The following is a 24,269-nucleotide window of genomic DNA, read 5'->3' on the forward strand; positions in this document are numbered from 1 at the left end:
CTTATTCCCAGTCAAGGGCACCTTTCTTCCAAATGTACCAAAATCCGACCACGAATTCAGCGATGAACACCATCATCGTGACGAAACCGGCCCAGCCCAGGTCGCGCATTGCAACGCCCCATGGGAAAAAAAATGCCGTTTCCAGATCGAACAAAATAAACAGGATTGCGACCAGATAGTAGCGCACATCAAATTTCATGCGCGCGTCTTCGAATGCTTCAAAACCACATTCGTACGGGGAGAGTTTTGCTGCGTCAGGCTTGTTAGGACCTAACAGGCGCCCCAGGAGCTGGGGAGCGATACCGACACCAAGGCCGATAATAATGAACAGCAGGACGGGGAAGTAATTTTCGAGGTTCACGATTGATGAGCTTATATTGAACGATCGGTTAAATGAGGACGCTGCGATCATTTGCAGCGTATCTAACGCACGACCCCAATCAAAGCTAAGACCAGGATCGAACGACACATCCTCGTAAAAAAAGCCAGCAACTTTGTACGAGCCATGGCTCGTGCGCCGTTGCTGGCTTCTGATTTCTGGTGCCGACGACGAGACTCGAACTCGTACAGCTTTCGCCACTACCCCCTCAAGATAGCGTGTCTACCAATTTCACCACGTCGGCGGTAAGGCCCGTATTCTACTCTGCTTTGGCGCTAAAGTTAATGCACAAATGCATCAAAACACAGATAAAAACGATAAATTTTTACATCTTCCAGCGCGTCACGATTTTTTCCTGCCGCACTGCTGAAACATTGAGCAATAATCTGCCCGTAATGAGAATTACTCTCGATGAGGTATCGAGCTCATACAAAAATTACTTCGGAATCGCGCCTGCCGGGGTGCTGGCAACCGGTGCCACCGCCGCTGGAGCGCTGGCAGCCGGAGCTGCCGCAGGTACCGTCGTCGGGATCGCGCCCGCGCCGGTGACCGGCACTGGCTTGACGACCTTATCCATCACGCCGCCGCCGACCGTCGTGGCGCGCTGATTGGCCATCAGCGACAGGGCCAGGGTGGCGCCGAAGAAGATCGCGGCGGCGACGCCCGTCGATTTCGACATGAAGTTCGACGAACCCGTCGCACCGAACAGGCTGCCGGAGGCGCCCGAACCGAAGGCGGCGCCCATGTCGGCGCCCTTACCGTGCTGCAACAACACCAGCGCGATAATCGACAATGCCGAAATAACCTGTACTACCACTACCAGATTGAACATCATGTTCATTGCAATTCCATTCTTAGTTTAAATTAATTCAATCAGCGGCGTGAATAATTGCCAGGAAATCCGCCGCCTTCAATGCTGCTCCACCGATCAGACCGCCATCGATATCCGGCATCGCCATCAATTCTTTTGCGTTCTCCGGCTTCATGCTGCCGCCGTACAGGATCTGCACGCCGGCCGCTGCTACCGCATTCTTTGCCGCCAGCTGGCCGCGCAATACCTGATGCACGTCCTGCGCCATTTGCGGCGTGGCTGTCTTGCCCGTGCCGATGGCCCAGACCGGCTCATAGGCCAGCACCAGTTTCGCCACGTCGTCGGCGGAAATCGCCGCCAGCACGGCGCCCAGCTGCTGCGCCACGATGGCGTCGGTCTGGCCCGCTTCGCGCTGCGCCAGGGTTTCGCCGATGCAGACGATAGGCGTGATGCCCGCCGCCAGCGCCGCAACCGTCTTGGCCGCCACTTGCGCATCGCTCTCGCCATGGTAGGCGCGGCGCTCGGAATGCCCGATCACCACATAGCCGCAGCCGAAATCCTGCAGCATGGCGGTCGAGATTTCTCCCGTGTAGGCGCCGCCGGCATGCGCGGACACATCCTGCGCACCCCAGCCGAGAGCCGTGCCTGCCAATTGCGCCTGGCACTGCGCCAGATACGGCGCAGGCACACAGACGGCGCTGGCGGCGCCAGAGGCAGCCAGGCCAGCAACTATTTCAGACAATAACACCGCGTTCGAGGTGCGACTGCCGTTCATTTTCCAATTTCCGACGACGAGTTTGCGACGCATAGTAGCCTAAATTCTAATAACCCGTCATTCTAACTCCGGCACCGATGCCGGTCAAACAGGCAGTGCCCCGTTTCAAGCAACTTGCAACATGATCTTGCCCACGTGCGTGCTCGCTTCCATCAAGGCATGCGCCTCGTTGGCTTTTTCCAAGGGGAAAGTTTTATAGATCACGGGCTTGATCTTGCCCGCCTCGATCAGCGGCCAGACGGTCGTGCGCAGATGGTTCGCGATGGCCGCCTTGAAAGCCACGGAACGGGGACGCAAGGTGGAACCCGTCACCGTCAGGCGACGGCGCAGCAGGCTACCCAGGTCCAGTTCCGCCCTGCTGCCGCCCTGCACGGCGATCAGGCCGATGCGGCCATCGTCGGCCAGGCAATCGATTTCGCGCGGCAGGTAGTCGCCACCCACCATATCGAGGATGACGTCGACGCCCTTGCCACCAGTCAGCTCCTTGACGACGGCGGCGAAGTCTTCCGTGCGATAGTTAATGCCCCGCTCGGCGCCCAGCGCTTCGCAGGCGCGCGCCTTCTCGTCGCTGCCGGCCGTGGCGAACACGCGGTGGCCCAGGGCGGCCGCCAATTGAATGGCCGTCACGCCGATGCCGGACGTGCCGCCCTGCACCAGCAAGGTTTCGCCGTCGGCCAGCGCGCAGCGGTCGAAGACATTGCTCCACACGGTAAAGAAGTTTTCCGGCAGGGACGCGCCTTCCAGCGCAGTCAATCCCTTCGGCAAGGGCAGGCACTGGCCGGTGGGTGCGGCGCAGTATTCGGCATAGCCGCCGCCCTGCACCAGCGCGCAGACGAGGTCGCCCTTCTTGAATGCGGTATTGCTGAAATCGCCATCGACGACTTCACCGGCCACTTCCAGGCCAGGCAAATCGGACGCACCGGCTGGCGGCGCATACTTGCCCAGGCGTTGCAGCACGTCGGGACGGTTGATGCCGGCCGCGTGCACCTTGATCAGCAGTTCGCCCGCTTTGAAGGCGGGAACGGAACACTCGACGATCTGCAAAACGTCGGCGGGACCTGGCTGGCTGATGGCAACTGCACGCATGGCGGGACTCTTTCAAGGGAAAACGGCGATTGTACGCCAAGCCGTTCACCCTTGCAGGCATGCCCCCTTCCCTATGCGCCGCCCGTCTTCGACTGGCGCGGCAGCGGCGTGCCCGGCTTCCATTTCGCCGACAGGGCCTGTCCTTCCTCGACTTGCTCATGCGTCATCTTGCGCACCACGGCGGCGCGCTGGTCGGCCGCATTCGCGTTGCCGTTCGCCGCCGCCAGGTTCCACAGCATGTAGGCGATGACGTTGTCCTGCTGCACGCCGCCCATGTGGTAGCGGTACATGAGGCCCAGCACCTGCTGCGCCTCGGCGTGGTTCTGCTCGGCCGCCTTGCGGAACCAGCTGACGGCCTGCTTGTGGTCCTGCAGCACGGCGTTGCCCGTGTAATACATGGCGCCCACCACATACTGGGCGTCGGCCTTGCCCTGGTCGGCCGCCTTGCGGTGCCAGAACATGGCTTGCTTGTAATCCTGCGGCAAGCCGCGGCCCATGTAATACATCAAGCCCAGCAAATGCTGGGCATCGGCGTTGCCGGTCTTGGCCAGTGGCAGGATTTCCTTGTAGGCCAGCGCGTAATTCTTGTTGTTGTAGGCACTGGCGCCTTCGACGAAGCCAGCCCGCGCGGGTAGCTGTATCACCAACAGCATGAGTAATGTAATGATCAGTTTTTTCATCGGAATGGGATGTGGTCTGACTACTTATTCTTGTTCTGCCAATAAAGCCTGCGGCAGGATGCGTTTACTTCCAGCTGACTTTGCCCAGGCCCTCGACGCTGACATCGCGGTTGGCCGGCTTGCCGTACACCACCACCGAGCCGAGTCCGCTCAGGTTCAGCTTGGCATTCGTATGGGCATTCACCGTGGCATTGCCCAGGCCGCTCAACTCCAGATTGACGGCATCGACTTCGAACTGCTGCGCATTCAGGCTGCCCAGGCCGCCCAGGCTCGCTTTCAGGATACGTCCGCGTCCACCCAGCATCACGGAACCCGCACCCTGCAGGTCCAGCTCCGCGCGCTCATTGTTGCCTATCCATATCTGCATGCTGCCCACGCCGCCCAGGCTGGCATTGAGCTTGCGGTAGTCGCCCACCAGCTTGATGCTGCCCGCCCCTTCCAGCGACAAGGTCAGTTCCTCGCCCTTGAAACCCGTGATATCGGTGCTGCCAAAGCCTTCCGAGCTCAGCTCGCGCAGGTTCGGCAGGACCAGGTCGGCGCGGATCGACGAGGGGCCGATCTTGAAGCCGCGCACCTCCGTTTCGATGTGCAAGGTGTCGCCGCTTTGCGCCGTGCTGACATCGGCGATGTAGCGCTTGTCGGCCGTGATGCTCAGCGAAGCCACGTTGCCCTGGCGAATGCGCACTTCCATCACGCCATCGAGCTTGACGCGCACGACGCGGGCGTCGACGTTGCGCATTTCCAGCAAGCGGGTCTCGGCGGCCACGCCGCGCACCAGGCCCAATGTCGCCAGGAACAGCAGCGCCAGTTGCAGAATCTTTTTCATGTAGTGCATCCTCGGTATCTTGTTTTTATGTGTCGCGGCGCCCGCGTGGGGCGCCTGCATTGCTCGCGCAGCACCACTGTAGCAGCGCCGAAAATGGCTGACAATCAATTATGCAAAACGGGCTTTTTCGGCAGCGCTCAGGCGCTTGGCCTTGACGACCACCACTTGCATGGCAGCCTTGTTCGCTGGCGCGGCCAGGGTGGCCGTGGAACTGGCCACTTGCAGGGCCGGGGCGGCCGGGGCGATGGCGTAGCAGCTGGCGCCAAGCACGATGGCGGCGGCAACGGCAATGACTTCCATGTTTTTAGCGACGTTCATGTTGTTCTCCTCGGGTGTCTGGCAGTGGGCTTGCGGTATGGTGTCACTATAGCCATACCGCCCCCGGCAGACACGCCGATTGCGACGAACTGCATTTTTGGCAGGCTGGCCTGACAAAAACGCGGATGAACGTGCAGATCGCTAAGCGTCTTCTTAAAACTCTTCCCACTCGTCGGCGCCGGACTTGGCCGCCTTGACGGGTTTGACCGGCGCCAGCGCGCGGGCCGGCGCGCGCGGTGCAGCAGCGGCTGGCTTCGCCTTGAGGCGCGTCACGGGCGCGTGTGCCGCGGCAGGACCGGCATCGCCCAGGCGGAACATGCCGACGGCTTGCGCCAGGTCCACGGCTTGCTCCTGCAGGCTTTCCGCGGCAGCGGCCGCTTGCTCGACGAGGGCCGCATTTTGCTGCGTCATGGTATCCATGTGCGTGACGGCCGTATTGATCTCGCCGATGCCGGCGCTCTGTTCGCGGCTGGCCACCGTGATCTCGCTCATGATGGTCGTCAATTGCTGTACCGACGCCACCACCTGGTCCATGGTCTGGCCCGCCTCATCGACGAGACGGCCGCCCGCATCGACCTTCTCCACCGAATCGCCGATCAATTCCTTGATTTCCTTCGCCGCACCGGCGGAGCGTTGCGCCAGGTTGCGCACTTCGGACGCCACCACGGCAAAGCCCCTGCCCTGCTCGCCCGCGCGCGCCGCCTCGACGGCCGCGTTCAAGGCCAGGATATTCGTCTGGAAAGCGATGCCATCGATCACGCCGATGATGTCGACGATCTTGCGCGAGCTTTCCTGGATGCCGGCCATGGTGCCCACCACTTGCTGTACCACGCGGCCGCCCTTGGCCGCCACTTCCGAGGCGGACACGGCCAGCTCATTGGCTGCATGCGCGTTTTCCGCATTCTGCTTGACGGTCGAGGTCAGCTCATCCATCGAACTGGCCGTCTCTTCCAGCGCGCCCGCCTGCGCTTCCGTGCGCGAGGACAGGTCGGCATTGCCGGCGGCAATGTCGGCCGATTCGCTGCGCACCAGGGTGCTGATGCTGCGGATCTGCACCAGCACGGTGGCGATCTTTTCGACGAACAAGTTGAATGCCTTGGCGATCTGCGCCAGCTCGTCCGCGCCTTCCGCATCGAGGCGGCTGGTCAGGTCGCCGTCGCCCGTGGCGATCGCTTCCATCGCATCGCGCACCAGACCCAGGCGGCGCAAGGCGCGCGCCACCAGTACGCTCAATACCGTGGCGGCCAGGGCCAGCACCAGCAAGGCCGTCAGGGCCGAGGCGCGCAGCATGGAGCTCAGTGCCTGCGTCGCTTCTGCACGGTCGAGCACGGTAGCCAGCAGCCAGTCGCTGCCCGGCACTTTACTTACATGCAAGATACCGTTCCGGTCACCGAGGCGAATGGCTGCGCCATCGCCGCTCTTTTCGATATCGGCCAGCGCCTGCGCGCTCAGGCCCGGGTCCAGTTCGGCCAGCGGTTTCAGAGTCAGTTTGCTATCCGGATGGGCGATGATCTTGCCGCCGCCATCGACGAGGAAGGCATAGCTGGACGCCGTCGGCTTGATCGAGGCGACATTTTGCACTACCGCATCCATCATCACGTCGGCCGCCATCACGCCCGTCACGCTGCCCTTGCCGCCCAGCGGCTCGGCAAACGTCACCACCAGCTTGCCCGTGCTGGCGCCGATGTATGGCGCCGTGATGATGGGGCCGCCCACTTCGGACGCCAGCTTGTACCAGGGGCGTGCCGTAGGATCGTAGTCGGCGGCGCGCTTGCGCTCCTGCGAAAACACGGCGTGCTTGTCGGCAAAGCCGATATATGCCATGTCGAAGGTGCCCGCCTGTTCGGCCGCCTTCAGGGCCGGCAGCGGATCGGCCGCCGTGGCGCCCTGTTTGAGCGAGCCCACGACGGCCTGCTTGGAGCGCAGCCATTCGGCGATGGCTTGCGCATGGCTGTGCGACAACTGCAGCATCTGCGTGTCGAGCGCGGCCAGGGTGCTGGACCGTGTCGTGAAGAAATTGGCGATGGCGACGGCCAGCATGGCCAGCACGACGATGGAAACGGCGATGGCGATCAGCCGCGCCTTAAGGGAGGACAACATGGTGCATCCAATAAAAAAGAGGAAATCGGGAGGGATGCACCATGGTCGGGGAATAAGATTTTGTCGTCAAGCAATACCGACAGTCAATTACCCATAAACAACAATTGATACCATATATTAATCATATCTCGCCGCGCAGCTTGCGCAGGGCCGGCGAGTCGCCACCCGTCGCTTCGAGGCGGAAACGGGCAAATGCCTGCTCCAGCTCGGCATAGCGGCGCAGACTGCCTTCATTAAAGTAGCGCCCGCCCGGGATATCGCCCCACGGCAGCGGTGCGCTCAAGCCTCCGCTGCCTGCCAGAGCCAGCAGCGGCTTGAGCGCGCTGCGCAGGTCGGCCACTTCCGTATCGGCGCCCGCCAGGCGGGCCAGCAACTGTTCCAGTTCGGTAGTACAGGCTTGCAGGCGCGACTGATCCATGTTCACTCCTAATTCTTGATGGTGCCCACCAGCACGGGCGCCGACCACAGCTTGCGATTGGGCAACAGGTATTGCAAGGCGCCACCCTTGCGCCGCACCAGGCCGCCCAGCTCTTCGGTCGGCGCCACCGAGCTGACAAACACCGTCACGGTCCCGTTAGGCGTGACCTCATACACATCATACAGCGGCGCTTCGCTCCTGAGCGGCAAGCCGAAGCAGTCTGCCAGCGAGTCACACTCGTCGCTGCCTTGCAACTGCCCGATAGTGGTGAAGTATGGCGAATAGCGCAAGACGCTCTGTCCGTGCGGCACTACCTTGTAGAGCGGAATATCGATCAGCCAGACGGTCGGCAACTTATTGCCGGACGCCAGCTGCTCAACGGCCCGCGCATAAATCGTCTCCGCCGGCGCGCCCGGATCGGCCGCGCGCAGCTGGGCCAGGAATTGCTGCCCGTCCTCACCCTCCAGCCAGCCGTCGATCACCGGGCGCTGCAGGCCGATGGTCTTGAAGGTACTGAGGTCATTGATTTCGCGCGCATGCACGGCGCGCAAGGCGTCGAGGTCTTGCGCCGGCATGGCCGCGGACGCGGCGGCGATGGGAATGGGCAGCGGCACCGGTGTCGGTGCGTCGTCAGCCTGTGCCCAGGTGCAGGGCGAAACGGCAAGCAGAAAGGCGGCGGCCAGCCCGCGGAATGTGCGCATGCTGCATCTCCTTGGAAGACTCGGTCAGGGGGAATATCCCCTCCCGAATCTACAGAGAGCGGCAGCGGCCGATGCGCGCTGCATCAAGGCCGATGCGCAAATTGGCGCCCACCTTCGACGCAGCGCAAACGCGGCGCAAAAAAAACCGCCAGGGCTTGCGCACTGGCGGTTTTTGAACATGCGGCCGGGGCCGCAGTCAGGCGAATCTGAAGGAAATTAAGCGGCTGGCGCTTCGTTGCCTTCAGCAGCTTTCATCGACAGTTTCAGACGGCCGCGGTCGTCCGTTTCCAGAACCTTGACGCGAACCAGCTGGCCTTCTTTCAGGTAGTCGGCCACGGCGTTGACGCGCTCGTTGGCGATCTGCGAGATATGCAGCAAGCCGTCCTTGCCTGGCATGACTTGAACGATGGCGCCGAAGTCCAGCAGTTTCAGCACGGTGCCTTCATAGGTCTTGCCCACTTCGACGGAAGCGGTCAGTTCTTCGATGCGGCGCTTGGCTTCCTGGCCGGCTTGCGCGTCGACGGAAGCGATGGTGACCACGCCTTCGTCGCTGATGTCGATCTGGGTGCCCGTCTCTTCGGTCAGCGCGCGGATCACGGCGCCGCCCTTGCCGATCACGTCACGGATTTTTTCCGGGTTGATCTTGATGGTGATCAGACGCGGTGCGAAATCGGACAGTTCGGTTTTGACGTGCGGCATGGCTTTTTGCATTTCGCCCAGGATGTGCTCGCGGCCTTCCTTGGCTTGCGCCAGTGCCACTTGCATGATTTCCTTGGTGATGCCCATGATCTTGATGTCCATCTGCAGCGCCGTGATACCGTTGCGGGTACCGGCTACCTTGAAGTCCATGTCGCCCAGGTGATCTTCGTCGCCCAGGATATCGGACAGCACGGCAAACTTGCCGCCTTCCTTGATCAGGCCCATGGCGATACCGGCCACGTGTTCTTTCATCGGCACGCCGGCGTCCATCAGTGCCAGGCAGCCGCCGCACACCGATGCCATCGACGAGGAACCGTTCGATTCCGTGATTTCCGATACCAGGCGCACCGAGTAGCTGAACTCTTCAGCGGCTGGCAGGGCGGCGATCAGCGCGCGCTTGGCCAGGCGGCCGTGGCCGATTTCGCGGCGCTTAGGCGTACCGACACGGCCCGTTTCACCGGTGGCGAACGGAGGCATGTTGTAATGCAGCATGAACGAATCGGTGAACTCGCCCATCAGCGCATCGATCTTCTGGCTGTCGCGGGCGGTGCCCAAAGTTGCCACGACCAGCGCTTGCGTTTCGCCGCGCGTGAACAGGGCCGAACCGTGGGTGCGTGGCAGCACGCTGGTGCGGATCGAGATCGGACGCACGGTGCGCGTGTCGCGGCCGTCGATGCGTGGCTCGCCGTCCAGGATTTGCGTACGCACGATTTTCGCTTCGATGTCGAACAGGATGTTGTTCACTTCAGCGCTGTCGATAGCCGCGCCGCCGGTGGCAGCCACTTCAGCCGACAGGTCGGCGATCACTTCCGACGTCGCCGCTTTCAGCTTGGCCGTACGCTCTTGCTTGTCCTTGGTTTGATACGCGTCATTGATCTTGGCGTTGGCGAAATGCGCGACGCGGGCGATCAGTGCTTCGTTTTTCGGCGCAGGCGCCCATTCCACTTCCGGCTTGCCGCCGTCACGCACCAGGTCGTGAATCGCGTCGATGACGACTTTCATCTGGTCGTGGCCAAAGACCACGGCGCCCAGCATGATTTCTTCGGACAGCTGTTTCGCTTCCGATTCGACCATCAGCACGGCCGTTTCGGTACCGGCGACAACCAGGTCCATTTCCGACGTTTTCAGTTGCTGGACGGTCGGGTTCAGAATGTACTGGCCATTGGCGTAACCGACGCGCGCGGCGCCGATAGGACCGTTGAAAGGCACGCCCGATACGCACAGGGCAGCCGATGCGCCGATCATGGCGGCGATGTCCGGATCGATTTCAGGGTTGACCGACAACACGTGAATGATGACTTGCACTTCATTCAGGTAGCCTTCCGGGAACAGCGGACGGATAGGACGGTCGATCAGACGGGAGGTCAGTGTTTCTTTTTCGGAAGGACGGCCTTCGCGCTTGAAAAAACCGCCCGGAATTTTACCGGCAGCATAGGTTTTCTCGACATAATCAACCGTCAAAGGGAAGAAATCCTGGCCTGGCTTGGCATCTTTGCGTGCCACTACCGTTGCCAGAACGACGGTATCTTCGATCGACACCAGCACTGCGCCGGATGCCTGACGTGCGATTTCGCCGGTTTCCAGGGTCACTTGATGTTGACCGTACTGGAAGGTTTTCGTAACTTTGTTAAACATGGGGTATCCCTTTTCTAATTGCCGACAGATTTTCAGGGGCTGTCGTTCACCTCACCACAGGCGGCGAAAACTTCGTTGCCGCCTTTACTACTTTACTTTTAAAACATGATATCGGTAGAGAATACTGTACTTCTCGACATAAATCCGGAATTCAAATGACAAAATGCCCGCGTCAGCGAACTGGCGCAGGCATTTCTGTATAAACCTTGTACGGCAAAAATTACTTGCGCAGACCAAGTTTAGCGATCAGGTCGCGATAACGGGTAGCGTCTTTAGCCTTCAGGTAGGACAACAGGCTCTTACGACGGTTGACCATCATGATCAGGCCGCGGCGGGAGTGGTGATCTTTCGAGTGGGCTTTGAAGTGGCCGTTCAGTTCGTTGATGCGAGCTGTCAGCAGTGCAACTTGCACTTCAGGGGAGCCGGTGTCGTTTTGACCACGTGCGTTGTCCGCGATGATAGCGGCTTTGTTGATGTTTTCTACTGTCATGATAAACCTTTCACATGCGGTGCACAGAGTCTGAACCCTATCCACCGTGAACTACGATTATTAAAATACTGGCCTATGCTTCCAACCAGACGCGCAAGTATATCGGAAAAATGCCCGCCTGTATCCTGCCGTGCGCGCTTTTCTCGGTGCATGATAGGGTTTTCCTGCATTTCAGGAGGTCAAACATGAAAAAACTGCTCAAATCAGCAACACCGCTGCTGTTTGCCGCGCTGGCCGGCTGCGCCAGCTGGAACGTCCCGCCGCCCCAGCCGGGCGAGCCGCGCGCCGCCGTGGAAGCGCGCCTGGGCCGGCCCACGAATATCTACCAGCTACCCACGGGTCCCGAACTCGAATACGCGACGGGACCGTACGGCCAGTACACGTATATGGCCCGTTTCGGCCCCGACGACAGGTTGATTTCCTACGAGCAAGTGCTCGACACGCCAGGCTTTGCCCGCATCAAGGTGGGCGTGTCGACTCAGCAAGACGTGCTGCACACCCTGGGCCGCCCGACGGAAACCTCATACCTGTCGCTGCCGAAACTGCACGTCTGGTCCTACCGCTACAAGGAATCGGGCGTGTGGGATTCCATGATGCACGTGCACTTCGACCACGACGGCATCGTGCGCATGATGATGAACGGGCCAGATCCAGCCAAGGAAGAGCGGCGGTTTTTCTGGTAGTTAGCGCCCCCTCACGGTTGCGGGTCGATGCGCTCGTCTTTCGCATGCAGTTTGTTTAAGGCCGACAAATACGCCTTGGCCGACGCGACGATGATGTCCGGATCAGCACCCACGCCGTTGACGATGCGTCCGTCGCGCGACAAGCGCATGGTAACCTCACCCTGCGACTGCGTGCCCGTGCTGATGGCATTGACGGAGAACAAGACCAGCTCGGCGCCGCTGGCGGCCGCGCTTTCGATGGCGTTGACGGTCGCGTCGACGGGGCCGTCGCCCTGCCCTTCGCAGCTGCGCTGTTGGCCGCCGACGAGAAACTCCACGCGCGCATGGGGCACGGCGCCCGTCGTCGACTGCTGCGTCAGCGCAACAAAACGGTAGTGCTCACTCTCCTGCGCCTGCTGCTCCTCGCTGACGAGGGCCATGATGTCTTCGTCGAAAATCTCGGATTTCCGGTCGGCCAGTTCCTTGAAGCGCAGGAAGGCCGCGTTGACTTCCGCTTCCGATTCCAGAGAAATGCCCAGCTCCTGCAGCCGCTGCTTGAAGGCATTGCGCCCCGACAGTTTGCCGAGCACGATCTTGTTGGCCGTCCAGCCCACGTCTTCGGCGCGCATGATTTCATACGTCTCGCGCGCCTTTAAAATGCCGTCCTGGTGGATGCCGGACGCGTGCGCAAAAGCGTTCGCGCCGACGACGGCCTTGTTCGGCTGCACGGCAAAGCCCGTGATCTGCGACACCATTTTGGACGCCGCCACGATTTGTGTCGTATCGATGCCCACCGTCAGGTTGTAATAGGCGGCGCGCGTGCGCAGCGCCATCACCACTTCTTCCAGCGCCGTATTGCCGGCCCGCTCGCCAAGGCCATTGACCGTGCACTCGATCTGCCGCGCGCCGCCTATCATGACGCCCGCCAGCGAATTGGCGACAGCCAGGCCCAGGTCATTATGGCAATGGACGGACCAGATGGCCTTGTCTGAGTTCGGTATGCGTTCGCGCAAGCGCTTGATGGTCGCGCCGAAGATTTCGGGCACAGCGTAGCCGACCGTGTCGGGAAAATTGATGGTGGTGGCGCCCTCGGCGATCACGCCCTCGAGCACACGGCAAAGGAAATCTTCGTCGGAGCGGCTGCCGTCTTCGGGGCTGAATTCGATGTCGTCAGTGAACTGGCGCGCAAAGCGCACGGCATTTTGCGCCTGCGTCAGCACTTGCTCTGGCGTCATGCGCAGCTTCATCTGCATGTGCAGGGGCGACGTGGCGATAAAGGTATGGATGCGCTTGCGCTCGGCTGGCGCCAGCGCCTCGGCGGCGCGGGCGATGTCGCGGTCGTTGGCACGCGACAGCGAGCAGATGGTGGACTCGCGCACGGCGCCGGCAATCGCCCGTATCGATTCGAAGTCGCCCTGCGAGGCGGCGGCGAAGCCCGCCTCGATCACGTCGACCTTCATGCGCTCGAGCTGCTTGGCGATGCGCAGCTTTTCCTCGCGCGTCATGGAGGCGCCCGGCGATTGCTCGCCGTCGCGCAGGGTGGTGTCAAAAATGATGAGTCGGTTGCTGGTGGTCATGGCTGCTCCTGGCTGTCTGAAGACTGGCGACGCTACCGACTCGCCGCATTAATGCTCGGGGTCGGTCTGGATGATGCTGACGGGCTTGCCCTTCGCCATGCGCCAGAAAAACACGGCGTAGCCGGACAGGCCATACACGACGAAAATCGGGAACAGCACCTTCGGCGGATCGATGGAAATGAGCGCGAAGAACAATGCCAGCAGGAATACCACGATAAAAGGCACGGACTTGCGGAAATTCACATCCTTGAAGCTGTAGAACGGCACGTTGGTGACCATGGTCAGGCCGGAAAACAGGGCGATCGTCCACGATACCCAGGCCAGCTGGTTACCGGCAAATTCCAGGTCGTTCATCAGCAGGATGAAGCCGGCCACCATGGCCGCCGCCGCCGGGCTGGGCAAGCCCTGGAAGAAGCGTTTGTCGACCACGGCAATGTTCGTGTTGAAGCGGGCCAGGCGCAAGGCGGCGCCGGCGCAATACACGAAGGCGGCCAGCCAGCCCAGTTTGCCCATGCCGCGCAGCGACCATTCGTAGATCACCAGCGCCGGCGCGGCGCCAAACGACACCATGTCCGACAGGCTGTCGTACTGGGCGCCGAATTCGCTCTGCGTATTCGTCAGGCGCGCGATGCGGCCGTCGAGGCCGTCGAGGATCATGGCGATGAAGATGGCCCAGGCCGCGTGTTCGAATTTCTGGTTCATGGCCATGACGATGGCGTAGAAGCCGCAAAACAGGGCTGCCGTCGTGAAGGCGTTCGGCAACAGGTAGATGCCACGGCGGCGCAAGGTTTTCTTGCCAGTGCCATCGCTCACCGGCTGGCGCGCGAATTTGCTGAAGCGGGACGCTTTGGATACTGCGGGAGTGCCGTTCTTGCCTCTACGACGGGGGAAGTTTGCCATGTTGTTCCATATCTTGTGTACTGCGGGGGAATCGGTGCCAGATGGCAGGCGCATGACTGTCACGGCATGCGCCTGCCGATGTTGTCATTATAGAGGAGCCACCGCCAAAGAAAAGCGCGGCGGCGTCAAGCTGACAATATTGATCCCTGTTCAAGCCTTATTTAAACTTGACCTTGGCCACCAGGCCCATGTTCAGGGTCGTTTCGCCCGGCTCGAAGCTCGGTTCGGCCACCTGGTTGCCGCCATAGCTTGCAACGTCGGCACTCATGTTGCGCGCGCCGGCCACGTTGGCGCGCTGCGCATAGTTGCCCGAGCCTTCGAAATCGATGGTGTCGATCACGGCGTCACTGACGTTGCGCCCCATGGCGCCGGCGATGGCGGCCACGCGCTCGTTGAGGTTCTTGTAGGCGGCGGCGATGCGCTGGTCGTCGAGCTTGCGGATGGTGGCAGGCGCCAGGCCGAAGTTCAGGCGGTTCAGGGTCAGCACGCCTTGCGCCGCCGACACGGTCTTCGGCAAGGCGGCCAGGTTCGTCGTTGTCACCTGCAGGTACTGGCCCACTCGCCAGCCGGTCGGCACTCTGGGCTTGGCGGCGACACCAGGCGGCAATGGCGCCGTTTCAGGATACACGGCATACGTGTAATAGCCCTGGGTCTTCAGCACGGCTTGCGGATCGGCTTTCTTGACGATGGCCGCGCCCTGGTTCATCTTCTGGTTCACGCGCGAGGCGGCGGCGGCCTTGTCCTTGTCCTGCTCTTCGACGGCCAGGGTAACGGTCACCTGATCGTTCGCATGCACCACTTCGCCGTTGGCGGGCACCACCACGAGAGTGCCGGAGGTGGGCAAGGTCTGGGCTTGTGCGCCCAGGGCAACGGTAGCGGCGGCGGCAGCCAGCAGTGATTTGATGACGGTCATGGGGTTCTCCTGGAAAATATGGGGGCAAAAACAACCATGGGGCCAACAGCCCCATGATTTTTAACACATGCTAACGTGGAAATACTTCCACACTATTGAACTTACTTGAACTTGACCTTGCCGACGACACGCATGTCGAGCGTCGTTTCGCCTGGTTCGAAGCTTGGTTCGGCGACGGCACTGTCTTCGCTCATCTTGGCGCTGCGCATCATCATCGGTGCGGCGGCAGAGCGGTTTTCCGTGACGTAATTGCCCGAACCTTCGAAGTCCACCGTATCGAGCACGGCGTCGGAAACGTTGCGGCCCATGGCCTTGGCGATGGCGGCCACGCGCTCATTCAGGTTTTTATAGGTGGCGGCGATGCGCTGGTCGTCCAGCAAACGGATGGTTTCCGGCTTCAGACCGAAATTCAAGCCATTCAGGGTCAGCACGCCTTGCGCCGCCGACACGGTCTTTGGCAGCGACGCCAGATTGGCCGTCGTCACTTCCAGGTACTGGCCAACACGCCAGGCCGTTGGCAGGCGCGGCTTGGCAACGGCGCCAGCCGGCAATGGGCGCTCTTCCGGATACACGGGATAGGTGTAGTAGCCATACGATTTCAGTGCTGCCGACGGGTCGGCCTGCTTGACGATGGCGATGCCCTTGTTCATCTTCTGGTTGACACGCGACGCGGCGGCAGCCTTGTCCTTGTCCTGCTCTTCGACGGCCAGGGTAGCGACCACCTGGTCATTGACATGCTTGACTTCGCCAAACGCGGGGACGACCACCAGAGTGCCGGAAGTCGGCAGGGATTGCGCTTGCGCGCTCAGGGCAACGGTGGCTGCGGCGGCAACAAGGACGGATTTCATCACGGTCATGGGGGTACTCCTAGGTAGTTAATGTGGCTGACAGCCAGCGAACGGGGCGCTTTTGGCACCCCTTTCGCTTGAGAAACTTGTCAAACTGTGTAGATTCTAACGCCTCATTCATTCCCGTGGCGCAAATTAACAAATCGTCACAAAATGGGCTTGCCAGTCACATCTGCTCACATTTCAACACACTGTCATCATAAATAACAATGTTATTAGTGACCTACGACTGCGCCGCCGCTGCGCCGGCCCGGCTTGAAACTGTGACGGTGCGCGCGCCAGGCAATGGTCAATGCCACCAGCAGCAAGGCCAGCATGGCCCACGGGAACGATGCCGCACCATAGCCGTCTAGCAGCATGCCACCGGCCAGGCCACCACCGGCGATGGCCACGTTCCAGATGGTCGCCACCATGGCCTGCGCCACGTCCATGCCGTCGCCGGCCGCGTCCGCCGATGCCGTCTGCAGCAAGGTGCCGGCGCCGCCAAAGGTGACGCCCCAGATGGCCATGCTGACATAGATGACGATGGGGGAGTCCATCGCCAGGCCCAGCGCCACCATCACGAGGGCAAAGGCGGCGATGCAGCCCAGCACGAGCGGGCGCAGCCAGCGGTCGATCAGCTGGCTGACCAGCCAGATGCCGGCCAGCGAACCCACGCCATACACGAGCAGCACCAGGTCGACACGCGGGCGCAAGCCGGACGGCGCCAGGAACGGCGCGATATAGGTATACAGAATGTTATGCGCCAGCATCCAGGCAACGATCACCGCCAGAATCGGCCGCACGCCCGGCGTCATGAATACCTGGCGGATCGACAGGCGCTCGCCATTCTTTTGCCCCGGATAATCGGGCACGGCCAGCAGCACCCACGCGACCAGCACCACGGCCAGCCCCGACATGATGCCGAAGATGCTGCGCCAGCCCAGCACGCCGCCCATCAGGGTGCCCAGCGGCACGCCCAAGGACAGGGCCAGCGGCGTGCCGATCATGGCAATCGCCATCGCCCTGCCCTGCTGTTCGACGGACACCATGCGGCGCGCGTAGCCGGCCATCAAGCCCCAGGCCAGCCCGGCGGCCATGCCGGTGACGAAGCGCGAGACCAGGGCGACAATATAGTTGGGCGACAGGGCCGTCGCCGTATTGAAGATCAAAAAGCCGATGATGGCCAGCAACAAGACATTGCGCCGGCGCCAGCCACTCGTCAGCGCCGTCAGGGGAATGGCCGTCAGGATGGAGCCGATGGCGTAGACGGTCACCAGCTGGCCCGTCATGACTTCGGAAATACCGAGGTCGCGGGCAATCTGCGGCAGCAAGCCGGCCGGCAAGGTTTCCGACAGGAGGGCGAGAAACGCCGTCATGGCCAGGGCCAGCAAGGCCAGCACGGGGAGACGTTCGGAAATGGAAGATTCGGCAGTGCCCGGCATGGGTACTGCGGCGGTAGTGCGGTCGGTCATAGGGGTCCTTCTGGTTGCGCAAGCGGCTCAATAAACTAGCGCCTGGCGTGCTACAAAAGCGGTGATGCGCGTTGCGGTCGGCAGATACCGAAACAGATGCAGTCAAGTATGAAACTGCAAAGGAAGGGCGGGATTATATAGGAATATAAAAAGACAGGAGGCGGGCGGAAAACGGGCGGACGAAACCAGCCGCGCTCAAGCTGGCGTCATGCAGGCATCGTTGGCCGCCTTGCGTGGCGAAAACCAGGCATTCGATTTCGGACTGTACAGGAAGGCGCAGATGACGGCGAACGTCAGCGCGCCCGGCAAGACATTCATCTTGAGCGGCACGGTCGCCAGGCTGAGCGCAATGTCGATCACGCCCCACACCAGATACACAGTGCGCGCGCCACGCTGCCTTTGCAGCATAGCCAGCGCGGCCACCAGGGTAATGCCCAGGCTGGCGAGCAAGATCGCGTATTGCACCTCGGCGGGAATCGCGCTGTGCGCCATCCACGCCTGCATGGCGGGATCGTTGCGGCCGAGGTAAGCCGACACGAGGGATGACAGAGAACCGATGACCAGAAACCAGCAACTGATGGCAAGCGAGACGGGGCGCTTGACCACATGAAGATTCCCGACAAAAACTTTAGAAAAAACAAGCATGGTGCTGACGGTATGGTTGAATGGGGCTGATTGTAACGGATGTTGCCTGCCAAACGCCTGCACAAAAAAAGCCGGCTTGCGCCGGCTTCCTGTGATGCACTACAACTGCCTAAGTAACCCCCAATAAATTATTGTGATTTCTGACTTCCATAACCGGCGCTCTGCGGCGTTGCCCGCTGCTAGCAGTGCTCGCACTGCGTCGCAGCGGGCGCCTTGCATAGCATCCGGTTCTGTTCGTCATAATTTCACAATAATTTCCTGAGGATTACTTAGTTTTTCGACTGGTCAACCATCTTGTTCTTGGCGATCCAAGGCATCATGGCGCGCAGTTTCGCACCCACTTCTTCGATCTGGTGCTCGGACGTCAAACGGCGGCGCGAGATCAGGGTCGGTGCGCCTGCCTTGTTTTCCAGGATGAAGCTCTTCGCGTATTCGCCCGTTTGAATGTCCTTCAGGCATTGACGCATCGCATCCTTGGTGGCCGACGTCACAACCTTAGGACCGGTCACGTATTCGCCGTATTCGGCGTTGTTCGAGATCGAGTAGTTCATGTTGGCGATGCCGCCTTCATAGATCAGGTCGACGATCAGTTTCAATTCGTGCAAGCACTCGAAGTACGCCATTTCAGGCGCGTAACCCGCTTCCGTCAAAGTTTCGAAGCCAGCCTTGATCAGTTCCACGGCGCCGCCGCACAGCACGGCTTGTTCGCCGAACAGATCCGTTTCGGTTTCTTCGCGGAAGTTCGTTTCGATGATGCCGGCACGGCCGCCGCCGTTGGCCGAGGCGTACGACAGGGCGATATCGCGGGCGATGCCCGATTTATCCTGGTACACGGCGATCAGATGCGGTACGCCGCCACCCTGGGTGTAGGTGGCGCGCACGGTGTGGCCCGGGGCTTTCGGCGCGACCATGATCACGTCCAGATCGGCGCGTGGCACGACTTGGCCGTAATGCACGTTGAAGCCGTGGGCGAAGGCCAGCACGGCGCCTTGCTTGGCGAACGGGGCGATGTTTTCGTTGTAGACCTGGGCGATGTTTTCATCTGGCAGCAAGATCATGATGACGTCGGCCGCTTTCACGGCGTCATTGACTTCCGCTACTTTCAGGCCCGCTTGCTCGACCTTGGTCCAGGAAGCGCCGCCCTTGCGCAGGCCGACGGTGACGTTGACGCCCGAATCGTTCAGGTTTTGCGCGTGTGCATGGCCTTGCGAACCGTAGCCGATGATGGCAACGTTTTTACCTTTGATCAAGGAGAGGTCAGCGTCTTTGTCGTAAAAAACTTTCATGGTATTTCCTATATATTTGATGATGCGTTGTTGTTTTAAATGCGGCGCCAGGGCCGCGTAGTGCTGCTTATATTTTTATACTTTGAGGATGCGTTCGCCGCGGCCGATGCCGGAACCGCCCGTACGGACGGTTTCCAGAATGGCGGCGCGGTCGATCGAATCGATGAACGCGTCGAGCTTGACCTTGTTGCCGGTCAGTTCGATCGTGTACGTCTTTTCGGTGACATCGATGATGCGGCCACGGAAGATATCGGCGGTGCGCTTCATTTCCTCGCGCTCCTTGCCCACGGCCCGAACCTTGATCAGCATCAACTCGCGTTCGATATGCTGGCCTTCGGTCAGGTCCACCACCTTGACCACCTCGATGAGGCGGTTCAAGTGCTTGGTGATCTGCTCGATGATGTCGTCCGAACCGCTGGTGACGATGGTCATGCGCGACAGGGTCGAGTCTTCCGTCGGCGCCACCGTCAATGTTTCGATGTTGTAGCCGCGTGCCGAGAACAGGCCTACCACGCGCGACAGGGCGCCCGCTTCGTTTTCCAGCAAGACAGAAATAATATGGCGCATGATTAGAGATCCTCCGAACCGAGCATCATTTCGGACAGGCCCTTGCCGGCTTTCACCATTGGCCACACGTTTTCGGACTGGTCGGTAATGAAGTTCATGAATACCAGCCTGTCTTTCATGCCAAACGCCTCTTTCAGGGCACCGTCGACGTCGCCCGGTTTTTCAATTTTCATGCCCACGTGGCCGTACGCTTCAGCCAGCTTCTCGAAGTCGGGCAGCGAATCCATGTACGACTCGGAATAGCGCGAACCGTAATCGATTTCCTGCCACTGGCGCACCATGCCGAGGAAGCGGTTGTTGAGCATGATGATCTTCGGCGTCAGGTGGTACTGCTTGCACGTGGCGAGCTCCTGGATGCACATCTGGATCGAACCTTCGCCCGTGATGCAGGCAACGGTGGCGTCCGGATTGGCCATCTGCACGCCCATGGCGTACGGCAAGCCGACACCCATGGTGCCCAGGCCGCCGGAATTGATCCAGCGGCGCGGCTTGTCGAAGCCATAATATTGCGCCGCCCACATCTGGTGCTGGCCCACGTCGGACGTGATGAAGGCGTCGCCCTTGGTGATCTGGAACACCTTTTCCACCACCGATTGCGGCTTGATGACCAGGTCGGAGGTCGGATATTTCAGGCATTCGCGGCCACGCCATTCGGCGATCTGCTTCCACCAGTTGCTCAAGGCATTGACGTTCGGCTTGGCTTCGGCCGCGTCCAGTTGCGCGAGGAACTCGATCAGCACGTCCTTGACGTTGCCGACGATGGGGATATCGACCTTGACGCGCTTGGAAATCGACGATGGATCGATGTCCACGTGGATGATCTTGCGCGGATGCGAGGCGAAATGTTTCGGGTTGCCGATCACGCGGTCATCGAAACGGGCGCCGATGGCGATCAGGACGTCGCAGTTCTGCATCGCCATGTTCGCTTCATAGGTGCCGTGCATGCCGGGCATGCCGACATACTGCTCGCTCGAGGCGCGGTAGCCGCCCAGGCCCATCAAGGTGTTGGTGCACGGGAAACCCAGGCGGTCGACCAGCTTGTTCAGCTCAGGAGCCGCATGCGCGAGAATCACGCCGCCGCCCGTGTAGATCATCGGACGTTCGGCTTGCAGCAACAGCTGCACGGCCTTGCGGATCTGGCCCGAGTGGCCCTTGTCGACGGGACGATAGGAACGCATCTCGACTTCCTTCGGATAGTCGAAATGGCATTTGTGCATGCTGATATCCTTGGGGATATCGACCAGCACGGGTCCCGGACGGCCGGTACGGGCGATGAAGAAGGCTTTCTTGATCGTCGCTGCCAGGTCCTTGACGTCCTTGACGAGGAAGTTGTGCTTGACGACGGGGCGCGTGATGCCGACCGTGTCGCATTCCTGGAACGCATCCTGTCCGATGGCGTGGCTCGGCACCTGGCCGGAGATCACGACCATGGGAATCGAGTCCATGTACGCGGTGGACAGGCCCGTGACGGCATTCGTGACGCCCGGACCGGACGTGACGATGGCGACACCGACTTTGTTCGAGCTGCGCGAATAGGCATCGGCGGCGTGGATCGCGGCCTGCTCGTGGCGTACCAGGATATGCTGGAATTTGTTTTGCTGGAAGATGGCGTCGTAGATGTAGAGTACGGCTCCGCCCGGGTATCCAAAGACGTGCTCGACGCCCTCTTCAGCCAGACAGCGCACGACAATTTCTGCGCCGGTAATGGGTCCTGCTGCTGCTTCGGTATTCATGAAACATTCCTTTCAAGGTCCATTGGAGATTGATCGGATGTTCTTTCCTGACGAAGTTCGCCGTGCGCGACAGTGCTCCTGCTTCCCTTTTCATGCGGTCACGACATTTCTTTGGGCACCCATAGATACCTTACAAAACAACGCTTAACGCAACTCGTTTGGCCGGAGTTTCTGTGGCGCCTGTACGAACCGCTCGCGCTTGTGGCGCGGGTTAGAACAAACTGCCTACAAATGAAAGCGCGTCTTGCCGCGGATGGCCTTGTGTGCCGGTCGCGACCTGACCATAGGGCTTTGGGGTGTTCAAAGCGTCCCATACGTTATCGCGTTGCACCATTATGGTCAAGGAAAATGTCAGCCGAAAGGCCAATTCGCCCGCACGCCGTGCAAAAACCCTGCGGAAACGCACATTTTTTGCTAGCATGCACGGGGTTGCAAAAAGCATACCCGCCCCCATTTCGCCCACCGCACCCCGCAGCCGCTAAGATCCCCAATACCGCATGGCAACAGACAAAGAATTATCCGACTTTCTAGAAAATGTCGAGCGGCGCGCTTTCAAGCAGGCCGCCTACGCGGTCCGCAAGGAAGAATCGGCACTCGACATCGTGCAGGACGCCATGATCAAGCTGGCCGAGAAATACGGCGACAAGCCGGCCGCCGAGCTGCCGATGCTGTTCCAGCGCATCTTGCAGAACACCATCCTTGATTATTTCCGCCGAGAAAAAGTTCGCAACACCTGGGTCAGCCTGTTTTCCGGCATGAAGCCCTCGGGCGACGAGCATGAAGATTTTGATATACTTGATACTTATGAATCGGAACAGGGCTCGAGTGCCGCCGAATCGTCAGCCGACCAGGTCGAACGCGCGCAAATGCTTGATTTGATTGATGCAGAGGTACAAAAACTGCCCTCACGTCAACGCGAAGCCTTCCTCATGCGTTACTGGCAGGACATGGATGTGGCTGAAACAGCGGAAGCGATGGGTTGCTCCGAAGGTAGCGTGAAAACACATTGCTCTAGAGCTACCCACACGCTCGCCGAATCGCTGAAAGCCAAGGGAATTAAATTATGAACACCGACGATCTCAATTTCGCTTACAAAGTGCGCCATGCACTGAACGAAAAACTCGACGACCTGCCCGCATCGGCCACCGATCGCCTGGCAGCGGCACGCAAGCTGGCCCTGTCGCGCAAGAAGGCGGACGCGCCCGCCGCAGTCGCCGTGCGCAAGGATGTCTTCGCCGGCATCGCCAGCAGCCTGTTCGTTGAGCCGCTGTCGTGGCTGGGCCGCATGAGCGTTGTCATCCCCCTGCTGCTGCTCGTTGGCGGCCTGGTGGGCATCTATCAGTTTGAGCAGGAACAACATATTGCCGAACTGGCAGAAATCGACGCCGCCGTCCTGTCGGACGAATTGCCGCTCTCCGCCTACATGGACCATGGCTTCAACGCCTACCTGACGAAACGCGAGCAATAAATGGCACGCACGAGCGTACGCAAAGGCTGGCTGGCTGGCGGCATCGGCCTGGGTGCTTGCGCCTTGGCGGGCGCCGCCTGGGTAGGCGCGCAGCAACATGCCGCGCCCGCCGCCCCTCCTGCAGCAGCCGCGCCCGTCGTGGCGCCCGCACCGGCCGTCAAGCCCGGCTCACCCCGCACGGGCGGCAAGGGCGGCACGCCGAAGGCTGGCGAGAATCCATTATGGAACAAGCTGTCGCGCGCGCAACAGGAAGCCCTGCAGCCGCTGGCGGGCGAGTGGAACAAGCTGGAACCGCTGCGCAAGCAGAAATGGCTCGATATCGCCAGCCGTTTTGCCTCGATGACGGCCGACGAGCAAATCCGCGTACATGACCGCATGCGCGAATGGGTCAAGCTGACGCCGGAACAGCGCCGCCTCGTGCGCGAAAACTATACCCGCACGAAGAAGATTGATCCGGGTCAAAAAACCGCGCAATGGGAGCAATACCAGCAATTGCCGGAAGATCAAAAGAAAAAGCTGGCGACGGAGCTCGTGCCGAAAAAACCGCTGGGCAAGGTGCCTGCGATCAACTCGACGACGACCAAGCCGCCCGTACTTAAGGCGCCTGCCACGCCGGCAGCGCCTGCCGCCGCACCTGTCCAGCCGCCCGCTCCCGCAGCGACGGCCCTGCCGGCAGGCGATCCTGCCGCCACCACGCCACCCGCCGCCGTGCCCGTCATACCACCTGTTACGCCTGCCCCACTGCCGACCAATGTCAAATAGCACGCCTGCCGCCAGCATCACCTCCCATCCCACGATCAAGCGCCGCCTGATTTCCATGGTGTACGAGTCGCTGCTGGCCCTGGCCGTGCTCTTTTTACCGTTCCTGCTGTTTGAACTGGCCGTGCAAGGCGCGCATACGCCATTGACGGAACACATGCGCCAATGCCTGGCCTTCCTCGTCATGGGCGCGTATTTCATCCATCAGTGGAGCCGCGAAGGACAAACCCTGGCCATGAAGACGTGGCGCCTGAAAGTCGTGCTGCCGGGCCACGCCCACGTGCCGCTGCGCGTGGCCGCCTACCGCTATGTCCTGTCATGGATGTGGCTGCTGCCCGCGCTCGTGGCGGCGTATGCCTTCGACCTGCAGCACTGGACGGCCCTGGGCGCCATCGGCGCGGGCATCCTGGCCTGGTCCAGCACGGCCCTGTTCACGGGCAATGGTCAATTCCTCCACGACAAGCTGGCAGGCACACAGATCGTGCAATTGCCAGCCCCTGCGAAGAAGCCGAAGAAAGTCGCCGCCTGAGTTTTTACGC

Annotated in this window: 26 protein-coding genes and 1 tRNA gene; 5 read left to right on the plus strand and 22 right to left on the minus strand. The window is 60.9% G+C overall.

The window, feature by feature from the left end:
- Position 1: 1 nt before the first annotated feature.
- From AC54AG_RS20725 to rpsO, 13 genes are all read right to left on the minus strand, one after another.
- Positions 2-361, minus strand: a complete 360-nt coding sequence (locus tag AC54AG_RS20725) for an NADH-quinone oxidoreductase subunit A (protein WP_010399734.1) — start codon at positions 359-361, stop codon at positions 2-4.
- Positions 362-538: 177 nt separating this feature from the next.
- Positions 539-623: transfer RNA gene (locus AC54AG_RS20730), tRNA-Leu, on the minus strand.
- A 192-nt stretch (positions 624-815) separates the two neighbouring features.
- Complete coding sequence (gene secG / locus AC54AG_RS20735; RefSeq protein ID WP_496631476.1) at positions 816-1,220, minus strand: preprotein translocase subunit SecG; 405 nt, start codon at positions 1,218-1,220, stop codon at positions 816-818.
- Between the two features lie 28 nt (positions 1,221-1,248).
- Positions 1,249-1,998 (minus strand): triose-phosphate isomerase, encoded by a 750-nt coding sequence (gene tpiA / locus AC54AG_RS20740; protein ID WP_496631477.1) that lies wholly within the window; start codon positions 1,996-1,998, stop codon positions 1,249-1,251.
- Positions 1,999-2,070: 72 nt separating this feature from the next.
- Complete coding sequence (locus tag AC54AG_RS20745) at positions 2,071-3,051, minus strand: NAD(P)H-quinone oxidoreductase (RefSeq protein ID WP_496631478.1); 981 nt, start codon at positions 3,049-3,051, stop codon at positions 2,071-2,073.
- Positions 3,052-3,122: 71 nt separating this feature from the next.
- The gene (locus AC54AG_RS20750; RefSeq protein ID WP_338679304.1) at positions 3,123-3,731 is read right to left on the minus strand and encodes a tetratricopeptide repeat protein; all 609 of its coding nucleotides are present in this window, start codon (positions 3,729-3,731) and stop codon (positions 3,123-3,125) included.
- A gap of 64 nt (positions 3,732-3,795) precedes the next feature.
- On the minus strand, positions 3,796-4,557 hold the full coding sequence (locus tag AC54AG_RS20755; RefSeq protein ID WP_072452723.1) for a GIN domain-containing protein: 762 nt from the start codon (positions 4,555-4,557) through the stop codon (positions 3,796-3,798).
- A gap of 108 nt (positions 4,558-4,665) precedes the next feature.
- Positions 4,666-4,875 carry a hypothetical protein gene (locus AC54AG_RS20760; protein WP_034750006.1) on the minus strand — a complete coding sequence of 70 codons (210 nt, stop codon included), beginning with the start codon at positions 4,873-4,875 and terminating at the stop codon, positions 4,666-4,668.
- A gap of 153 nt (positions 4,876-5,028) precedes the next feature.
- Positions 5,029-6,975, minus strand: coding sequence for a methyl-accepting chemotaxis protein (locus AC54AG_RS20765; RefSeq protein WP_331777996.1), 1,947 nt, complete (start codon positions 6,973-6,975; stop codon positions 5,029-5,031).
- A gap of 121 nt (positions 6,976-7,096) precedes the next feature.
- Entirely contained in the window at positions 7,097-7,393 is a 297-nt protein-coding gene (locus AC54AG_RS20770; protein WP_496631479.1) for a hypothetical protein, read from the minus strand.
- Between the two features lie 8 nt (positions 7,394-7,401).
- Positions 7,402-8,094, minus strand: a complete 693-nt coding sequence (locus tag AC54AG_RS20775) for a hypothetical protein (protein ID WP_070302204.1) — start codon at positions 8,092-8,094, stop codon at positions 7,402-7,404.
- A gap of 216 nt (positions 8,095-8,310) precedes the next feature.
- The gene (gene pnp, locus AC54AG_RS20780; RefSeq protein WP_128142471.1) at positions 8,311-10,428 is read right to left on the minus strand and encodes a polyribonucleotide nucleotidyltransferase; all 2,118 of its coding nucleotides are present in this window, start codon (positions 10,426-10,428) and stop codon (positions 8,311-8,313) included.
- A 220-nt stretch (positions 10,429-10,648) separates the two neighbouring features.
- On the minus strand, positions 10,649-10,918 hold the full coding sequence (rpsO, locus tag AC54AG_RS20785) for a 30S ribosomal protein S15 (RefSeq protein ID WP_010399743.1): 270 nt from the start codon (positions 10,916-10,918) through the stop codon (positions 10,649-10,651).
- A 185-nt stretch (positions 10,919-11,103) separates the two neighbouring features.
- Between rpsO and bamE the strand changes: the two genes are divergently transcribed.
- A complete protein-coding gene (gene bamE / locus AC54AG_RS20790; RefSeq protein ID WP_034750022.1) occupies positions 11,104-11,601 on the plus strand; it encodes an outer membrane protein assembly factor BamE domain-containing protein in 498 nt (165 codons plus the stop codon).
- A gap of 11 nt (positions 11,602-11,612) precedes the next feature.
- Here the strand turns inward: bamE and AC54AG_RS20795 are convergent, their stop codons facing one another.
- From AC54AG_RS20795 to AC54AG_RS20835, 9 genes are all read right to left on the minus strand, one after another.
- On the minus strand, positions 11,613-13,157 hold the full coding sequence (locus AC54AG_RS20795; protein ID WP_456150504.1) for a 2-isopropylmalate synthase: 1,545 nt from the start codon (positions 13,155-13,157) through the stop codon (positions 11,613-11,615).
- 48 nt (positions 13,158-13,205) lie between these two features.
- A complete protein-coding gene (pssA, locus tag AC54AG_RS20800) occupies positions 13,206-14,057 on the minus strand; it encodes a CDP-diacylglycerol--serine O-phosphatidyltransferase (RefSeq protein ID WP_034750030.1) in 852 nt (283 codons plus the stop codon).
- A 157-nt stretch (positions 14,058-14,214) separates the two neighbouring features.
- Positions 14,215-14,970, minus strand: a complete 756-nt coding sequence (locus AC54AG_RS20805; RefSeq protein WP_496631480.1) for an SIMPL domain-containing protein — start codon at positions 14,968-14,970, stop codon at positions 14,215-14,217.
- A gap of 101 nt (positions 14,971-15,071) precedes the next feature.
- Positions 15,072-15,827: an SIMPL domain-containing protein gene (locus AC54AG_RS20810; protein WP_034750034.1), complete on the minus strand. Its 756-nt coding sequence runs from the start codon at positions 15,825-15,827 to the stop codon at positions 15,072-15,074.
- Positions 15,828-16,033: 206 nt separating this feature from the next.
- Entirely contained in the window at positions 16,034-17,272 is a 1,239-nt protein-coding gene (locus AC54AG_RS20815) for an MFS transporter (protein WP_496631481.1), read from the minus strand.
- Positions 17,273-17,467: 195 nt separating this feature from the next.
- Positions 17,468-17,878 carry a hypothetical protein gene (locus tag AC54AG_RS20820; protein ID WP_219327404.1) on the minus strand — a complete coding sequence of 137 codons (411 nt, stop codon included), beginning with the start codon at positions 17,876-17,878 and terminating at the stop codon, positions 17,468-17,470.
- A 308-nt stretch (positions 17,879-18,186) separates the two neighbouring features.
- Positions 18,187-19,203 carry a ketol-acid reductoisomerase gene (gene ilvC, locus AC54AG_RS20825; protein WP_034750044.1) on the minus strand — a complete coding sequence of 339 codons (1,017 nt, stop codon included), beginning with the start codon at positions 19,201-19,203 and terminating at the stop codon, positions 18,187-18,189.
- A 75-nt stretch (positions 19,204-19,278) separates the two neighbouring features.
- Positions 19,279-19,770, minus strand: coding sequence for an acetolactate synthase small subunit (ilvN, locus tag AC54AG_RS20830; RefSeq protein WP_010399754.1), 492 nt, complete (start codon positions 19,768-19,770; stop codon positions 19,279-19,281).
- Positions 19,771-19,772: 2 nt separating this feature from the next.
- Positions 19,773-21,503, minus strand: a complete 1,731-nt coding sequence (locus AC54AG_RS20835) for an acetolactate synthase 3 catalytic subunit (RefSeq protein WP_051991041.1) — start codon at positions 21,501-21,503, stop codon at positions 19,773-19,775.
- A gap of 497 nt (positions 21,504-22,000) precedes the next feature.
- Between AC54AG_RS20835 and AC54AG_RS20840 the strand changes: the two genes are divergently transcribed.
- Genes AC54AG_RS20840 through AC54AG_RS20855 form a run of 4 tightly spaced genes read left to right on the plus strand, consistent with a single transcriptional unit; the run spans position 22,001 to position 24,259 of the window.
- Positions 22,001-22,570, plus strand: a complete 570-nt coding sequence (locus AC54AG_RS20840) for an RNA polymerase sigma factor (RefSeq protein ID WP_034750048.1) — start codon at positions 22,001-22,003, stop codon at positions 22,568-22,570.
- Positions 22,567-22,971 carry a DUF3619 family protein gene (locus AC54AG_RS20845; protein WP_046683840.1) on the plus strand — a complete coding sequence of 135 codons (405 nt, stop codon included), beginning with the start codon at positions 22,567-22,569 and terminating at the stop codon, positions 22,969-22,971. The genes AC54AG_RS20840 and AC54AG_RS20845 overlap by 4 nt, the downstream gene beginning before the upstream one ends.
- Positions 22,972-23,733 (plus strand): DUF3106 domain-containing protein, encoded by a 762-nt coding sequence (locus AC54AG_RS20850; RefSeq protein WP_496631482.1) that lies wholly within the window; start codon positions 22,972-22,974, stop codon positions 23,731-23,733.
- Positions 23,723-24,259: an RDD family protein gene (locus tag AC54AG_RS20855; protein ID WP_496631483.1), complete on the plus strand. Its 537-nt coding sequence runs from the start codon at positions 23,723-23,725 to the stop codon at positions 24,257-24,259. Before AC54AG_RS20850 ends, AC54AG_RS20855 begins: the two co-directional genes overlap by 11 nt.
- Positions 24,260-24,269 lie beyond the last annotated feature (10 nt).

Source organism: Janthinobacterium sp. BCJ23 (assembly GCF_059617945.1).

Coding starts and splice junctions, on each gene's coding strand:
- secG (WP_496631476.1), bottom strand. CDS start 1,220: ATGAACATGATGTTCAATCTGGTAGTGGTAGTACAGGTTATTTCGGCA.
- tpiA (WP_496631477.1), bottom strand. CDS start 1,998: ATGCGTCGCAAACTCGTCGTCGGAAATTGGAAAATGAACGGCAGTCGC.
- AC54AG_RS20745 (WP_496631478.1), bottom strand. CDS start 3,051: ATGCGTGCAGTTGCCATCAGCCAGCCAGGTCCCGCCGACGTTTTGCAG.
- AC54AG_RS20750 (WP_338679304.1), bottom strand. CDS start 3,731: ATGAAAAAACTGATCATTACATTACTCATGCTGTTGGTGATACAGCTA.
- AC54AG_RS20755 (WP_072452723.1), bottom strand. CDS start 4,557: ATGAAAAAGATTCTGCAACTGGCGCTGCTGTTCCTGGCGACATTGGGC.
- AC54AG_RS20760 (WP_034750006.1), bottom strand. CDS start 4,875: ATGAACGTCGCTAAAAACATGGAAGTCATTGCCGTTGCCGCCGCCATC.
- AC54AG_RS20765 (WP_331777996.1), bottom strand. CDS start 6,975: ATGTTGTCCTCCCTTAAGGCGCGGCTGATCGCCATCGCCGTTTCCATC.
- AC54AG_RS20770 (WP_496631479.1), bottom strand. CDS start 7,393: ATGGATCAGTCGCGCCTGCAAGCCTGTACTACCGAACTGGAACAGTTG.
- AC54AG_RS20775 (WP_070302204.1), bottom strand. CDS start 8,094: ATGCGCACATTCCGCGGGCTGGCCGCCGCCTTTCTGCTTGCCGTTTCG.
- pnp (WP_128142471.1), bottom strand. CDS start 10,428: ATGTTTAACAAAGTTACGAAAACCTTCCAGTACGGTCAACATCAAGTG.
- rpsO (WP_010399743.1), bottom strand. CDS start 10,918: ATGACAGTAGAAAACATCAACAAAGCCGCTATCATCGCGGACAACGCA.
- bamE (WP_034750022.1), top strand. CDS start 11,104: ATGAAAAAACTGCTCAAATCAGCAACACCGCTGCTGTTTGCCGCGCTG.
- AC54AG_RS20795 (WP_456150504.1), bottom strand. CDS start 13,157: ATGACCACCAGCAACCGACTCATCATTTTTGACACCACCCTGCGCGAC.
- pssA (WP_034750030.1), bottom strand. CDS start 14,057: ATGGCAAACTTCCCCCGTCGTAGAGGCAAGAACGGCACTCCCGCAGTA.
- AC54AG_RS20805 (WP_496631480.1), bottom strand. CDS start 14,970: ATGACCGTCATCAAATCACTGCTGGCTGCCGCCGCCGCTACCGTTGCC.
- AC54AG_RS20810 (WP_034750034.1), bottom strand. CDS start 15,827: ATGACCGTGATGAAATCCGTCCTTGTTGCCGCCGCAGCCACCGTTGCC.
- AC54AG_RS20815 (WP_496631481.1), bottom strand. CDS start 17,272: ATGACCGACCGCACTACCGCCGCAGTACCCATGCCGGGCACTGCCGAA.
- ilvC (WP_034750044.1), bottom strand. CDS start 19,203: ATGAAAGTTTTTTACGACAAAGACGCTGACCTCTCCTTGATCAAAGGT.
- ilvN (WP_010399754.1), bottom strand. CDS start 19,770: ATGCGCCATATTATTTCTGTCTTGCTGGAAAACGAAGCGGGCGCCCTG.
- AC54AG_RS20835 (WP_051991041.1), bottom strand. CDS start 21,503: ATGAATACCGAAGCAGCAGCAGGACCCATTACCGGCGCAGAAATTGTC.
- AC54AG_RS20840 (WP_034750048.1), top strand. CDS start 22,001: ATGGCAACAGACAAAGAATTATCCGACTTTCTAGAAAATGTCGAGCGG.
- AC54AG_RS20845 (WP_046683840.1), top strand. CDS start 22,567: ATGAACACCGACGATCTCAATTTCGCTTACAAAGTGCGCCATGCACTG.
- AC54AG_RS20850 (WP_496631482.1), top strand. CDS start 22,972: ATGGCACGCACGAGCGTACGCAAAGGCTGGCTGGCTGGCGGCATCGGC.
- AC54AG_RS20855 (WP_496631483.1), top strand. CDS start 23,723: ATGTCAAATAGCACGCCTGCCGCCAGCATCACCTCCCATCCCACGATC.